The organism is Hymenobacter cellulosilyticus (assembly GCF_022919215.1).
Classification (GTDB): domain Bacteria; phylum Bacteroidota; class Bacteroidia; order Cytophagales; family Hymenobacteraceae; genus Hymenobacter; species Hymenobacter cellulosilyticus.
The window spans coordinates 2,092,017-2,105,979 of the sequence record NZ_CP095046.1; the positions used below are offsets into that span (position 1 = coordinate 2,092,017).

At 59.8% G+C, this 13,963-nt stretch carries 12 protein-coding genes and 1 pseudogene; 11 read left to right on the top strand and 2 right to left on the bottom strand.

Annotated elements, in window-relative coordinates; genetic code table 11:
• Window positions 1-187 precede the first annotated feature (187 nt).
• Complete coding sequence (locus MUN79_RS31805; protein WP_375378249.1) at window positions 188-367, top strand: 2TM domain-containing protein; 180 nt, start codon at window positions 188-190, stop codon at window positions 365-367.
• 106 nt (window positions 368-473) lie between these two features.
• On the opposite strand, the gene MUN79_RS10255 is transcribed toward MUN79_RS31805, so the two are convergent.
• On the bottom strand, window positions 474-1,610 hold the full coding sequence (locus MUN79_RS10255) for an MBL fold metallo-hydrolase (RefSeq protein ID WP_244677568.1): 1,137 nt from the start codon (window positions 1,608-1,610) through the stop codon (window positions 474-476).
• A 133-nt stretch (window positions 1,611-1,743) separates the two neighbouring features.
• Between MUN79_RS10255 and MUN79_RS10260 the strand changes: the two genes are divergently transcribed.
• The 10 genes and pseudogenes from MUN79_RS10260 to MUN79_RS10305 all read left to right on the top strand — a co-directional run bounded on the left by MUN79_RS10260 (window position 1,744) and on the right by MUN79_RS10305 (window position 12,211).
• Window positions 1,744-2,865 (top strand): PQQ-dependent sugar dehydrogenase, encoded by a 1,122-nt coding sequence (locus MUN79_RS10260; RefSeq protein WP_244677569.1) that lies wholly within the window; start codon window positions 1,744-1,746, stop codon window positions 2,863-2,865.
• 226 nt (window positions 2,866-3,091) lie between these two features.
• Window positions 3,092-3,568 (top strand): ATP-dependent zinc protease family protein, encoded by a 477-nt coding sequence (locus MUN79_RS10265; RefSeq protein ID WP_244677570.1) that lies wholly within the window; start codon window positions 3,092-3,094, stop codon window positions 3,566-3,568.
• Between the two features lie 69 nt (window positions 3,569-3,637).
• A pseudogene (rimK, locus tag MUN79_RS10270) lies at window positions 3,638-4,596 on the top strand (30S ribosomal protein S6--L-glutamate ligase).
• 32 nt (window positions 4,597-4,628) lie between these two features.
• On the top strand, window positions 4,629-5,054 hold the full coding sequence (locus MUN79_RS10275) for a GNAT family N-acetyltransferase (protein ID WP_244677571.1): 426 nt from the start codon (window positions 4,629-4,631) through the stop codon (window positions 5,052-5,054).
• 176 nt (window positions 5,055-5,230) lie between these two features.
• Window positions 5,231-6,286 (top strand): succinylglutamate desuccinylase/aspartoacylase family protein, encoded by a 1,056-nt coding sequence (locus MUN79_RS10280; protein ID WP_311136705.1) that lies wholly within the window; start codon window positions 5,231-5,233, stop codon window positions 6,284-6,286.
• Window positions 6,287-6,335: 49 nt separating this feature from the next.
• Window positions 6,336-6,899, top strand: a complete 564-nt coding sequence (locus tag MUN79_RS10285) for a GNAT family N-acetyltransferase (protein WP_244677572.1) — start codon at window positions 6,336-6,338, stop codon at window positions 6,897-6,899.
• A gap of 88 nt (window positions 6,900-6,987) precedes the next feature.
• A complete protein-coding gene (locus MUN79_RS10290; RefSeq protein ID WP_244677573.1) occupies window positions 6,988-7,647 on the top strand; it encodes an OmpH/Skp family outer membrane protein in 660 nt (219 codons plus the stop codon).
• A 191-nt stretch (window positions 7,648-7,838) separates the two neighbouring features.
• Window positions 7,839-10,226 carry a TonB-dependent receptor gene (locus tag MUN79_RS10295; RefSeq protein WP_244677574.1) on the top strand — a complete coding sequence of 796 codons (2,388 nt, stop codon included), beginning with the start codon at window positions 7,839-7,841 and terminating at the stop codon, window positions 10,224-10,226.
• Between the two features lie 11 nt (window positions 10,227-10,237).
• A complete protein-coding gene (locus MUN79_RS10300; RefSeq protein ID WP_244677575.1) occupies window positions 10,238-11,251 on the top strand; it encodes a DUF4249 domain-containing protein in 1,014 nt (337 codons plus the stop codon).
• 183 nt (window positions 11,252-11,434) lie between these two features.
• The gene (locus MUN79_RS10305; protein WP_244677576.1) at window positions 11,435-12,211 is read left to right on the top strand and encodes an oxygenase MpaB family protein; all 777 of its coding nucleotides are present in this window, start codon (window positions 11,435-11,437) and stop codon (window positions 12,209-12,211) included.
• Window positions 12,212-12,295: 84 nt separating this feature from the next.
• Here MUN79_RS10305 and MUN79_RS10310 read toward each other — a convergent pair whose 3' ends face one another.
• Window positions 12,296-13,741: a T9SS type A sorting domain-containing protein gene (locus tag MUN79_RS10310; RefSeq protein ID WP_244677577.1), complete on the bottom strand. Its 1,446-nt coding sequence runs from the start codon at window positions 13,739-13,741 to the stop codon at window positions 12,296-12,298.
• Window positions 13,742-13,963 lie beyond the last annotated feature (222 nt).

Sequence of the window (13,963 nt, forward strand, 5' to 3'; positions counted from 1 at the left end):
CGCGGAACCAGCCTGGAGTTCTGTACGCTTCATCCGGTAATTTTGCTGCTTCAGACCAGCTTCCGGCACAAGCCGGTATATTAGGCTTTGACTATGTGGCGGCGAATGAATAGGTTCGTTGCATAATCATTAACCAAACACTGAACCCGCCATGGAAGCTACCAACCGTGACCCCCAACTCTGGCGCATGGCCAAAGCCCGCGCTAAATTCAAAACCCACCTGTTTACCTACCTGGCCGTAAATGCCCTGCTCTGGGCTATTTGGCTGCTCACCAATGCCAACAACGGGGGCACTACGTGGGTCGTCATTTCGGCTTCATTCCCTGGCCGGTTTGGTCCACGGTGTTCTGGGGCTTTGGCGTGCTGATGAACGGTATCCGGGCCTACAGCGGCTTCGGCGGGCAGCAGCCGGAACGGGAGTACGAGCGGCTGGTGCGTCAGCGGGAAAGCCGGTAAGTCCGTCCACCGCGCCACTATTGACCTACCCGCTGCCACCAGGGCAGCTGCGGTAGCGGGCCGGCGCCCAGCACCACGGGCTGCCCCAGCTCGGGTGTGGTAATGGGCAGTTTTAGGCGGGCAGCTTCGGCAGTAGCCCGCAGGATGGGGTCATTCCAGGCGTGGTTGGCCTCAGTAAACGCGCCCCAATGCACGGGCAGCATCGTCCGGGCCTGCACGTCGAGGCCGGCCTGCACGCTTTGCTCGGGCGTCATGTGAATCTGGCTCCACTGCGCGTCGTACTGCCCGCATTCCAGCAGCGCCAGGTCGAAGGGGCCGTGTTGTGCCCCAATGGATTTGAAATGGGGCCCGTAGCCTCCGTCACCGCTGTAGAACACGCGCTTGGTAGCCGACTTGAGCACCCAGGAGCTCCAGGAAGTAGAGTTGCGGTTGGTGAGGCCCCGGCCCGAGAAATGGCGGGCCGGCGTGCTCACAATAGTCAGTCCCGGCAGCTGCACCGAGTCCTTCCAGTCCAGCTCGTGCACTTTTTCGGGCGCTACGCCCCAGGCCCGCAGGTGGGCACCCACGCCCAGGGGCACGTAAAAATTCCGGGCCTTTTCCTTGAGTCGCCGGATAGTTTGGTAGTCGAGGTGGTCGTAATGGTCGTGGGAAATCAGCACGGCTTCGATGGCGGGCAATTCCTCGGCGGTAATAGCCAGGCTGGGGTTGTAGCGCTTGGGCGTGGCCCACGACACCGGCCCCATCTTCACGCTTAGCATCGGGTCGAACAGGATGTTATAGCCCGCTATTTCAACCAAGCTGGCCGAGTGCCCAAACCAGGTAGCGCGCAGCATTTCGGGCGTTTTCTTGCTGATGCTGAGCGGGTCGAGTGGCCGCTGGGGTAGGGGAGCCGGGGGCATCACGTTAGGCGCCTTGTTGAACAGAAACTTCCAAAGAATGGAAATCATGCTGCCGCCCGTGCTGACGCTGGTAGGCACCAGGTTCTGAAACTCGCCGTCCTGATAGTGGCCCGACTTGGCGTAAGCGGCCCGCTGGGCCTTAGTGGGCTTGCCGCCCAGCTCGGGGCTAAGGTTGGCAAAGGCTACACCGGCCAAAAGCAGAACGGTGAGCAGGCTGGCCACAAGGCGGCCCAGGAGGCGCAGGGGTTTGGACATCAGTACAGGAAGAAGCTGGTTGGAGAGGCTTGGCTACCTCCGCTGACGAATGGATACGACAAATACCTTAGTCGGGCGGTGTGGGGCCGGGCTGTGCTGCAACCTTCAGGTAGACGTTGGTGTTTGAAACAGTATGATTCGCCGCCTTCTTCCCCTCGCCCTGCTCGCGCCCCTGGCCTTTGGCTTTACTGCCGAAAAACCCACCGCCGCTGCCGACGCCAACCTGAGTAAAATCAAGCTGCCCGCCGGCTTTACTATCAGCTACTTTGCCCAGGGCGTGAAAAGCGCCCGGGAACTTGCCGTGGGCCCCGACGGTACTGTGTACGTGGGCACCAAGGACGACAAAGTGTATGCTTTGCCCGACCGCAACAAGGACGGCCGCGCCGATGAAGTCGTGACCGTGGCTACCGGCCTGAATGCGCCCAACGGCGTGGCCGTGCGCAACGGGGCGCTTTACGTGGGCGAAATCAACCGCATAGTGCGCTACGACAACATCGCCAAGACGCTCAAGCAAAAGCCCAAGCCGGTGGTGGTTTACAACCAGTTGCCCAACAAGGACTGGCACGGCTACAAGTACATTGCCTTCGGCCCCGACGGCAAGCTGTACGTGCCGGTGGGCGCGCCCTGCAATTCCTGTGAGCAGGAAGAAGCTATTTACGCTACCATCAACCGCATGAACCCCGACGGCACCGGCTTCGAAACCGTGGCCAAGGGCGTACGCAACACCGTCGGCTTCGACTGGAGCCCGGTGGACAAGGCTCTGTGGTTTACCGACAACGGCCGCGACCAACTCGGCGACAACCTGCCCGCCGATGAACTGAACCGCGCCGCGGCCCCCGGCCTGCACTTCGGCTTCCCGTACTTCTTTGCCGGCGACGTGCCCGACCCCGAATTCAGCCAGGGCCGCTCGGCGGCTACTTACACCAAGCCCGCCCGCAAGCTTGGGCCCCACGTGGCGGCTCTGGGTATGAAATTCTATACCGGTAAGCAGTTTCCGGCCCAGTACCGCAACCAGATTTTTATTCCCGAGCACGGTTCCTGGAACCGTAGCAGCAAAATCGGGTACCGCATCAGCCTCGTTAAGCTCGATGCCACCGGCAAGCAAACCACCAGCTACGAAACCTTTGCCGAAGGCTGGCTGCAGGGCAAAACCAGCTGGGGCCGCCCTGTGTGCCTGCTCCAGATGCCCGACGGCTCCCTGCTGCTCTCCGACGACCAGAACGACGCCGTTTACCGCATCAGCTACAAAGGATAATGTGCTGAATGTAGAGGAATGCGTCATTGCGAGCGAAGCGAAGCAATCCGTCCTCTGCTAGTGACAAACGTTCTTTTACCAGAAAGCCCTTTCCTGCACGCCGTAGGAAAGGGCTTTTTACTTTGGAAGGCTCCACCCGTTTCAGAGGCCTATTAGCGACGCGCTGCTGGCAATGCCATAGTTCTGCCGTTCGCACATCAGCACATTAGACCTATCTTGCCTGCCGATGAAAAAACAGCGAGTGCCAAAGCGCGTGGTGGGCCGCCGGGAGTTGGTCGACTTTCCGCAGTTTGATATTCAAGGGGTGGAGGCCAAAGTGGACACCGGGGCCTACACGGGCGCTATTCACTGCTCCAACATCCATGTGGAGCAACTGCCCGACGGCCGCCAGATTCTGCGCGTGCAGCTCCTCGACGATTCCCATCCCAACTTCAACGGCCGCGCCATGTACTTCGCCAACTTCGGCCTGCGGGACATCAAGAGCTCCAACGGCGACGTGCAGGAACGCTATGTCATCCAAACCGTTATCCGCCTCTTCAACGAAGATTACGTCACCGAATTCTCCTTATCCGACCGTTCCGATATGAGATATCCGGTCCTGATTGGGCGGCTGTTGCTACGCCGCGGCCGGTTTGTGGTGGATGTAGCCCGGCGCAATCTTTCGGCTAAATTTCAACACACCGCGAACCAAGCGCATCCCTAAGCGCTTTGGGTAATTACTTTTGCTAGCCTGCTTCTGCTCTTTCCCTCTATCCTCCAAGACACCTTTCCGATGAAACTTGCGATTCTGTCGCGTGAGCCGAAGCTGTATTCCACGACTCGTCTGGTAGAAGCCGCGCAGCAGCGCGGCCACGACGTGGCGGTTATCGACCATATGAAATGCAACCTGGTGCTCGAGAAAGGAGCCCCCGGCATTGTGTATCTCGACAATAAACTCGAAAAATTCGACGCCATTATCCCCGTATCGGGGCCTCCGCCACTTTCTACGGCACGGCTGTGGTGCGGCAGTTTGAGATGATGAAGGTGAAAACCGCCGTCGAAAGCCAGGCCATCATCCGCTCCCGCGACAAGCTGCGCTCCATGCAGATTTTGTCCCGGGCCGGCGTGGGCATGCCCAAGACTGCCTTTACCAACTATTCCAACGAAGTATCCGAGCTGATCGGGCTGGTGGGCGGCGCGCCGGTCATCATCAAGCTGCTCGAAGGCACCCAGGGCCTGGGCGTGGTGCTGGCCGAATCGGAAAAGGCGGCGCAATCGGTGATTGAGGCCTTTCACAACCTCAAGGCCCGCATTATCGTGCAGGAGTACATTGCCGAAAGCAAGGGCGCCGACCTGCGGGCCTTTGTGGTCAACGGCGAAGTAGTGGGGGCCATGAAGCGGCAAGGCAAGGAAGGCGAGTTTCGCTCCAACCTGCACCGCGGCGGCACCGGCACCCTCGTCAAGCTCACCCGGGCCGAAAAAGCCGCTGCCCTGCTGGCCACCAAAGCCCTGGGCCTGGGCATTGCCGGCGTCGATATGCTGCAAAGCAAGCGTGGCCCGCTGGTGCTGGAGGTAAACTCCTCGCCGGGCCTGGAAGGCATCGAAAAAGCTACTGGCCTCAACATTGCCGGCAAAATCATCGAGTATACCGAAGCCCTAACTCAGCGCAAGGCGAAAAGCAAACCTACCGGCGACCTAGATAAAACGCCCGCGCCCATGCCCGACTCGCAGTCGGACACGCCACGGGGGTAGGCCGCTGAGAAAGGCCGGACCTGCTACTGAATATGGGTTGTATCATCACTGAGTATGCGCCCCACCACACTGAGCCGTTGCGGCAGCTATACCTAGCCGCCCGGCAGCAGGCCTTCACCTGGCTCGATTCGGCGCAGTTTGCCCTAGCTGACTTTGATACGGTAACGCAGGGAGAAACCATCCTGGTGGCGCTGTTGCAAGACCAGCCTGTGGGGTTTATTGCCTGGTGGCCGCCCGACAACTTTATTCACTTTCTCTTTGTGGCTCCCGCGCAGGCGGGTAGCGGCGTGGGCAAAGCCTTGCTGCAGGCTTGCCTAGCGCAAATTGGCCGCCCGGCCACGCTCAAATGCCTGCAGCAAAACAGTTCGGCCCTGGGCTTCTATCAGCACCTGGGGTGGACGATTCAGGACGTCGGGACCAGTTCGGAAGGGCCTTACTATTTGCTCAGGTTGCTGTAGCTACGGGGTAGTAAAGGTCCCAGAGAAGGGGAGAGGCGCTGTCATTTCCGGGCTTGGCTAAAAGGCTGACAGCAAGGGTTAGCCGATTTTTTTGAAACTTGCGGGCTTTCTGAGCGGGCAAGGGGCCGGCTCCCGGCCTGCGTCCGGTGGTTACGCAGCCTTAGCGTGCCTCAATTTTGCTGGAAGCTCCGTTTGCCGCCCCCGCCAACATGCTCATCAACGGCCTTACGATTCGGCCGGGCGAACAGGTCCTGACGCGGCTGGTTATTTCGCGCCTGCCCTCGGGCACCGTTATCGACGTGCCCGTGCACGTGTACCGCTCTGAAAAGCCGGGCCCCACGGTTCTGCTGATGGCCGGCATGCACGGCGACGAGGTAAACGGAATCGAAACCATCCGCCGCCTCGTCCGGCGCGACCTGCTGCACCCCTTGCGCGGAACCATCATTGCCATTCCCATCCTCAACATCTACGGCTTTCTGAATTTCAGCCGGGAAGTGCCCGATGGTAAAGACGTGAACCGCAGCTTTCCCGGCCATCCGCGCGGTTCGCTGGCCAGCCGCGTGGCCCACCGCTTCATGCGCGAAATCATGCCCCTGGTCGACTGCGGCATTGATTTTCACACCGGCGGCGCGGCCCGCAGCAACTTCCCGCAGGTGCGCTGCCAACTCGGCTCCCCCGACAGCGACGATTTGGCTCAGGCCTTTGGGGCGCCTTTCACGCTGCACTCCGCCCTGCGGCCAGGCTCCTTACGGGAGGCGGCCTTTAAGCAGGGCAAGTCCATTATTGTGTACGAAGCCGGCGAGTCGCTGCGGCTCGATGAGACCGGAATCGACATGGCTATTGCCGGCACGTTTCGGGTGCTGCATCATTTGGGCATGGTGCCCGAAGCCAGCCCGCCGACTCAGCCTACCATTGTGTGTTTGCGCCACACCTGGCTGCGGGCCAAGTTTGCGGGTCTGTTTCGCAGCCACGTGCAAAACGGGCAGTACCTGGAAAAAGGCCAGACCTACGGCAGCGTAGCCGACCCCTACGGCGAGCAGGCCGTGCGGCTGGAGTCGCCGGTAGCGGGCTACATTATCGGGCTCAACCACATGCCGGTGGTCAACCAGGGTGACGCTTTGTTGCACGTGGGTTTGGTAGACGAAGCCGAAGCTGCCCGGCTGGCCCGCAATCCGCCGTTCAACGAAAAGCCCGGCGACCCGGAAGAGTCGGAAGAAATAGAAATCGAATAAGCACCGCTGCCGCCGGTGCTACTGACGGCAGCATTTTTCCCTTGTCCATATGAGTTCAGTTCCTGCCCTGCCGCGTACGGCCCGCCTGCAGCTGCGGCCTTTTCAGGCTGCTGATCTGCCTGCTTTTGCCGCTTACCGCGCCAACCCCGCCGTAGCCCGTTTCCAGAGTTGGGAACCGTACACTGCGGCTCAGGCCGAGGCTTTCGTGGCCAGTCAGGCTGGCGCCACTATTCCTGGCCCGCCCGGCACCTGGGTTCAGATTGCCATTGCCCGCGCCGACACCGACGAGCTGCTGGGCGACTGTGCCCTGTGCCTGCAAGCCGATGAGCCCCGGCTGGCCGAAATCGGTATTACGCTGGCGCCGGCGCAACAGGGGCAAGGGTACGCCACCGAAGCATTGCGGGCCCTGCTGGAATACTGCTTCCGGGAGCTACACCTGCACCGGGTAATGGCCGTGACCGACTGCCTCAACCACGGCTCGGTCGAGTTGCTGGCTAGGGTAGGAATGCGGCGGGAAGCTCATTTCCGGCAGCACGTCTGGTTTAAGGGCGCTTGGGGCGACGAATACGTGTATGCGCTGCTAGGGCAGGAATGGCAGCAAAACCACGGATAAAGGCTTTGATAGGCAGGTAGCTTGCCACTTTTTGTGTTTCTTTGGTCAGCCATTGACGGGCTTTTTCTCTTTTTCTCTTTTTTCTCGAATGAACAATCCCCTGCGCCTGATAATCGACGCCGTGCTCGTAGTGGCCGTAATCGTACTGTTTTACCTACACTTCTCTTCTAAGCCCGCCGTGGCGCCCGCAGCGGCTACGCCTGCTGCCGTAGTGCAGCCCGCCGCCAAAGATGATGACGACACCACCGCCACTGCTGCCACTACCACGGTAGTGCCCGTAGCCGATACCGATAAAGTAGCTTATGTGGAATCGGGCAAGCTGCTGGAAGGCTACAAAGGCATGCAGGACGCCCGCCGCAGCTTCGAGGCCAAGGCCAGGGGTTGGGAGCGCCAGAACCAAGCCCTGGTAACCAGCTTTCAGTCGGCCGTGCAGCAGTACCAGAAGCAGGCCGAAAGCCTGACGCCCGAGCAGCGCGCCGCCACCGAGCAGAAACTGCAGACCCAGCAGCAGCAGGCCGGTATGGCCCAGGAAAAGCTGCAGCGCCAGGCCCAGCAGGAAGAAGCCAAGATGACTGAGCAAGTACTCGGCCGCATCAACAAGCAGATCGAGAAGTACGGCAAAGACAACGGCTACAAACTGATTCTCATTGCAGCCCCCAGCGGCACCATCGCCTACGGCCGCAAAGACATCGACATCACCGACCAGGTGCTCAAGCACCTGAACCAGGAGTACGCCGGCAAAAAATAAGTTTAACCTTATATATGAACCCGGAAATGCCTGTCGTTTAGTGCAAACGGCAGGCATTTTTACTAAGGCAGCCAGCCAACCTTCCAGCCCGCTTCCGCATCCTACACTACGCCGGCCGCTTGCCGGTCCCACCTGCCCTGCGGGTGTTCATTCCTTAGCCACTCATTTATAGCTCTTATCTACCCTTTTTTATGAGCCGAATTCGCTCACTTCTTTTGCTCGGCGGCCTGCTGGCAGGGGCCACTGCGGTCCAGGCCCAACAGCCCGGCAAACTTACCATCAGCGGCTACGTCCGGGACCTGGCTACGGGGGAAAACCTCATTGGCGTGGCCGTGATGAACCCAGCCACCGGCCAGGGCACGGCCACCAACAACTTCGGCTTCTACTCCCTAACGCTGCCCGCTTCCGCCGACTCCGTGCGGCTGTTCGTGTCGTATCTGGGCTACGAGAAGGGGCGCTTCGCCGTGAAGTCGGAGCGCAGCGTGAGCCACGATTTCCGCCTGCGGCCTTTGTCGGCTGAAATAGCCGGCGTGGAAGTGGTGGGAACCAAAGAGGAAAAAATTGCCCAGAGCACCCGCATGGGCACCATCAACGTGCCCATCAGCCAAATCAAGGCCCTGCCCGCGCTGTTTGGCGAAACCGACGTGCTCAAGGTGCTGCAGCTGCTGCCCGGCGTACAAAGCGGGGGCGAGGGGCAGAGCGGCCTGTACGTGCGCGGCGGCTCGCCCGACCAGAACCTGGTGCTGCTCGACGGTACGCCCGTGTACAACGCAGCCCATTTATTCGGCTTTTTCTCCGTGTTCAATGCCGATGCGCTGAACAATGTGGAGCTGATTAAGGGGGGCTTTCCGGCCCGTTATGGCGGGCGCCTGTCCTCGGTGCTGGATATTTCCATGAAGGAAGGCAACATGCAGGAGTTTCACGGCGAAGGCGCCATCGGCATTGTGGCCTCCAAGCTGACGTTGGAAGGCCCGATTAAAAAGGATACGGCTTCGTTTATCATCTCGGCCCGCCGCACCTACATCGACTTGCTGGCCCGCCCGGTGATTAACTACGCCCTGTCGAAGGAAGGTATTCCCTATGACGAGCGGCCTACCGTGGGTTACTTCTTCCACGATTTGAATGGCAAGCTCAACTGGAAGGTAAGCCGCCGCGACCGGCTTTACCTGAGCGCCTACACCGGCTACGACAAGTTCTACGGCCGCTACAACGACAAGGACGACGACGGGACTTACTACAAGGAAAACGACGGGCTGGGCTGGGGCAACCTAACCGCCGCCCTGCGCTGGAACCACGTGCTCAACGACCAACTGTTCATGAACACGCACTTCACCTACAGCAAGTACCAATTCAACGTCGGCATCGAGCAGGAAAACAAGATTATCGACAACGGGCAGCCCCGGGTAGATAAGTTTGCCCTGAAATACTTGTCCAACATCCGGGATTTAAGCCTCAAGACCGACCTGGACTACGTGCCCAATCCCGACCACTACATCCGGTTTGGCGGGCAGTACATTCTGCATTCCTTCCGGCCCGGCGCCCTACAGGTAAAAGGGGGCGGCCCGGCCGATATCGAGTCGGGGGTGCAGACCCTAGCCAGCGAAGCCAGCCTCTACGCCGAAGACGACTACCGCGTGACGGACCGGCTCAAGGTGAACGGGGGCTTGCGCCTGAACAGCTTTCTGGTAGACAACAAGATTTATCCGTCGGTGGAGCCCCGCCTGGCGGCCCGCTTTCTGCTGACCGAGAACTGGGCCCTAAAAGGCTCCTACGCCCGCACCACGCAGTATATTCACCTACTCACCAACAGCGGCATCGGCCTGCCCACCGATCTGTGGGTGCCTGCCACGGCCAAGGTCAAGCCCCAGCGCGCCCAGCAGGTTAGTCTGGGAGCCGCCCGTACCCTGCAGCATAAGGGCGAGGAGTACGAGCTGAGCCTGGAGGCCTACTACAAGCCCATGCAAAACCTGATTGAGTACCGGGAAGGCGCCAGCTTTCTGGGTACTACCGACAGCAAATGGGAAGATAAGGTAACCAGCGGCCAGGGCTGGGCCTACGGTACGGAAGTATTCCTGCAGAAGAAGTCGGGCCGCACCACGGGCTGGATCGGTTATACGCTGGCCTGGAGCAACCGGAAGTTTCCGGAGCTGAATCAGGGCCGGCTGTATCCTTACAAGTACGACCGCCGCCACGACGCCTCCCTGGTTATCGTGCACAAGTTCAGCCCCACCTTCACGCTCTCGGGCACCTGGGTGTACGGCACCGGCAACGCCACGACGCTTTCCGAAGGCCGTTTCCGCCTGGGGCCCTACGACCAGTACGAGGAGTACGGTCCGCGCAACAGCTACCGGATGCGCGCCTACCACCGCCTCGATTTGGATTTGAGCAAGACCAAGAAAAAGAAGTGGGGCGAAGTCGTCAACAGCTTCAGTTTGTACAACGCTTATAGCCGCCGCAACCCCTACTACATGTACCTCTCCAGCGACTACGACTACCAGACCGGCCAGAATAAGTCGGTATACAAGCAGATTTCGCTGTTCCCCATTATTCCTTCCTTTAGCAAGAGCTTCAAATTCTAACCCGCCTTCCGATGTCTACGCTATATAACATGAGCCTGCGCACTGCGGCCCTGGGCTTGCTCAGTCTGGGCCTGCTGGGCGGCTGCGAAACGGTTATCGACCTGCCCGAGCCCGAGCACACTCCGCGCATTGCCCTCAAGTACATTCTGAGCAATTATGAAACCACGCGGCAGCACGATGAGCTGGCCGATACCCGCACATTGTTTGTGAGCAACAGCCAGCGGATATTTTCCAACAAGCAGGCCCGGGGCCGCAAAGATGCTACCGTGGTGGTGCTGGACGAAAATGGTACGGTAGTGGAGCGGTTTCAGCCGGTGGAGCCCAGCGCGCCCTACGATACGTTCAATATTGGCTACTACAAGCCCACGCTCAAGCTCAAAGGTGAGCCAGGCCGCACCTACAAGCTGCGGGCCTCGTTGCCGGGCTTCGAGACGGTGGAAAGCACGCTGACCCTGCCGGCCGTGCCGGTTATCGAAAGCGCTGCATTCATCAAAAACGAAAGCAAAAGCAACGGGAGCGAAGTCCACGGGCAGCTTTCCCTAACGGTGGCTGACGACCCCAACGCCACTAATTACTACGTGGCCTTCGCCCGGGCCATCAATTCGCAAAATCCCGAGTATCAGGGCTGGTCGGGCGTAGAGGTAGCCGAAGATGAAAGTGACTTGGAAGTAGACCTGGGGCAGTTTCAGCTCTCCACTATCAACTCGTTTAACGGCTTCAGCTACGGCTTGTACCCCTACGCCGATGTCAACGTGAACGGCAAAAGCTTTTCGCTGACCACTAACGTGCGCTACTACGACGGCTACTGCCAGCAGCCTAACAACTGCCAGCGCCCCGACTACCTGGAGGTGTACGTGACCAGCATGACCCGGGAAACTTACAACTTCTACGTGGCCCGGCAGCGCTACAACGACAGTGAGGGCAACCCCTTTGCCGAGCCCGCGCCCCTGCCTTCCAACATCCGGCCCGGCTACGGCCTGTTTGGCGGCATGACCGACGCCGTGTACCGCATCAAGCTGCGCTAGAGCCGGTAGGTGCCGGACGCCACAAGAAAGTGCTTTAAAAAACCCCGCCGCGCAAGTAGTGGGGGCTTTTTGCATAAGAGGCCGTCTGAACCCCGACGTAACTCACCGCGCGGCCAGCCTGCGTATCTTGCACGGCGGCGCGGATAGCCGGAGCTATTTACCACGTTTGGCAGTTTACATTCCATGGACTATTTCGTCGCGCCGCACTCCATCGTGCGCACTATCTGGGGCAAATCGGACACGGTGCTGTTTATTTTCGCCGGGGCCGCCGCCGAATTTGCCCTTAACAAGGCTGTGGATTGGCTCTACTTCACCGGTAAGCTCCCCGCCGACCCCCTGGGCCGCCTGTTTTCGACGGTAGAATACGCCCGCCGCATCGTTTTTGCCGAGCGCGCCGCCGCCGAGCAGGCCATTGATACCATTGCCGCCATTCACGGGGCCGTGGAAGCCAAGCGCGGGGCCGCCATTCCCGACTGGGCCTACCGCGACGTGCTCTATATGCTCATCGATTATTCCATCCGCTCCTTTGAGCTGCTGGAACGGCCCCTGACGGCCGCCGAGCGGGAAGAAGTCTTCGACGTGTTTGCTCGCGTGGGGCGGCGCATGGGCCTGGTGGAAGTACCCGATTCGCACGCTCAGTGGCTGGTGGCCCGCCATGAGCACCTAGCCCAGGACCTTTCGCCCAGCCGCTTCACCACCGACCTATTCCTGCAGTACCGTCACCACCTGGGTGGCTTGCGCTACGGCCTGCTGCAGCAGGCCCAGCGCCTGGTGTTGCCCGCAGTAGTGCGCCAAATGCTGCACCAGAGTTCTTGGTCTTGGCTGCGGCCCCTGGTGCCCGTGTACCGCCGTACCCAGCACCTGCGGGTGGCCCGCTGGGCCATCAACGCCTTGCTGCCGGCCGCTTACCAAGCCCAGATTCAGGCTTTGGACGAGCCCCCGGTTCTGCGGCCGGTGTAAGCTTCGGGGTTCTTTGTTTACAAAGCAAAACACCCCGTTGGCAGCTGCCAACGGGGTGTTTTGCTTTACTAGGAAGCGAAATACTTATTCTTTCACCAAGCGTTTCACGACGGAGCCCTCAGTCGTCTGCACGTGCACGGAGTACAAACCTGCGGGCAGGCTGCTCAGGTCTACAGTCAAGCTCAGGGCACCCGCTTGGGCGCGGGCTGCCTGCTGCAGCACGGGTTGGCCCAGGCTGTTAAGCACTATAACCTTGACAGCGCCGCTCTGGAGCAAGCCGCTAAGCTGCAGTGTGGCGGTACGGGCAGCAGGATTGGGGTACAAGGACGTCTGGGCGGCCAGGCTGCTTGGGCGGGTAGCCAGCACGAAGCTCTGGAAGTCGTAATAGTATAACTTGTAGACGTTGAGAAAGACGTGGTTGACAGCGTCAACGCGCTGTTGCAAACGTCGGCTTGGGTCGTTATTGGAATTGTAGGCGTAGAGGTAGCGCTGCCCGGAAGTCGGCTGCCAGGCGCCGTTGGTCCAGGTTTCGGTATAGTTGCTGAGCTGGCCGCCGGCCGCGTCGTAGGTGCGCGTCAGGCGGGTGTAATCGGCCCAGCCGGTACCTACCACATTCTGAGTTACCGCTACGTAGTCGTTGGAGTTGGCCGTGTAGGTAGTAGTGGTGCGGATGTTGGGAGTCCAGGCGTTGTTGCTCCACACCTGCATTTCGTAGTAGGTCGTCCGGTTCTGAACGTCGTAGCGGAAGGCCGTGAAGCGGGAAGTATTTACCCAGGCATTGCTAACCCAGTTTTGCTGCACGTAACTGCTGTACAACGACGTGTTATCGGAGTAAGTGTACTGGTAACGGAAGGCCAGCACGTAGGTTTTGGTGCTGTTGTTCCAATTGCTCTGCGTGTCTTCAGTTGGCCGGTTTTGGGAATCGTACACCGTCGTCATCTGGCTGCCCGAAATGGTGGCCCAGGCCCCGTTCGTCCAGTTCTGGGTGTAGAAGCCCGTCTGCCTTTGACTATCGTAGAGGTACTGGAACAAGTTTGAATTCACCCATGCCCCGTTGGTCCAGTCTTGAATAATCTGGTTCAACATGCGGCCCTGGCTGTCGTAGGTCCAGGTCAATAGCATGGTGTTTCGCCAAGCCGAGTTCACCCAGTTTTCGGTCAGAGAAGTTGTGGCTAAGTTGGCCGAGTTATAAGTGTAAGTGATGCGGCTAACCGGCACCCGCGTGGCCGAATCCACGGAAACGACCTGCAACAGTTGTCCCTGGGAAGTGTAAGTCAGGGAGGTGCTGACCGGCGCCGGAGTCCATTGGTTGGAAGCGGTAACCCAGTTGTAGCCCGTCGAGCGGGTATGGCGGCGTATGGTCGTCGCCCGGGCTGCGTCAGCGGGGTAAAACGGGCTGTCGGGCGGGGAGGGCAGCACAAACGGGCGTGGGACTGCCTCGTAAGTTGTTGAGACCGGGGTGGTCTGGGCCCAGGCTCCCGACCAGGCAGTGCCCAGTATAGCCAGCAATAGGAGTAAGGATTTTATCATGAGTATGCGTTAAGGAAGATATTTTCGAAAGGACAACCAGTAAGCAGCGCGTCAGATGATGCTACACCAGTAGCGCTAGAGCTGCGTAGTAGCTGATAGTGCCTGCTTGAATAGCCGCAGAAAGCAAAAAAAGACGTCCCTGGATTTTCCAGGGACGTCGGCTGGTGTATTGCTCAGGTTTTGGCTTCGCTTAGAAGGTAAAGCGCAGGCTCACGGCCGCGT

What these genes read in the sequence shown, in the direction of transcription:
- MUN79_RS31805 (WP_375378249.1), top strand. Translation starts at nt 188, where the DNA reads ATGGCCAAAGCCCGCGCTAAATTCAAAACCCACCTGTTTACCTACCTG.
- MUN79_RS10255 (WP_244677568.1), bottom strand. Translation starts at nt 1,610, where the DNA reads ATGTCCAAACCCCTGCGCCTCCTGGGCCGCCTTGTGGCCAGCCTGCTC.
- MUN79_RS10260 (WP_244677569.1), top strand. Translation starts at nt 1,744, where the DNA reads ATGATTCGCCGCCTTCTTCCCCTCGCCCTGCTCGCGCCCCTGGCCTTT.
- MUN79_RS10265 (WP_244677570.1), top strand. Translation starts at nt 3,092, where the DNA reads ATGAAAAAACAGCGAGTGCCAAAGCGCGTGGTGGGCCGCCGGGAGTTG.
- MUN79_RS10275 (WP_244677571.1), top strand. Translation starts at nt 4,629, where the DNA reads ATGGGTTGTATCATCACTGAGTATGCGCCCCACCACACTGAGCCGTTG.
- MUN79_RS10285 (WP_244677572.1), top strand. Translation starts at nt 6,336, where the DNA reads ATGAGTTCAGTTCCTGCCCTGCCGCGTACGGCCCGCCTGCAGCTGCGG.
- MUN79_RS10290 (WP_244677573.1), top strand. Translation starts at nt 6,988, where the DNA reads ATGAACAATCCCCTGCGCCTGATAATCGACGCCGTGCTCGTAGTGGCC.
- MUN79_RS10295 (WP_244677574.1), top strand. Translation starts at nt 7,839, where the DNA reads ATGAGCCGAATTCGCTCACTTCTTTTGCTCGGCGGCCTGCTGGCAGGG.
- MUN79_RS10300 (WP_244677575.1), top strand. Translation starts at nt 10,238, where the DNA reads ATGTCTACGCTATATAACATGAGCCTGCGCACTGCGGCCCTGGGCTTG.
- MUN79_RS10305 (WP_244677576.1), top strand. Translation starts at nt 11,435, where the DNA reads ATGGACTATTTCGTCGCGCCGCACTCCATCGTGCGCACTATCTGGGGC.
- MUN79_RS10310 (WP_244677577.1), bottom strand. Translation starts at nt 13,741, where the DNA reads ATGATAAAATCCTTACTCCTATTGCTGGCTATACTGGGCACTGCCTGG.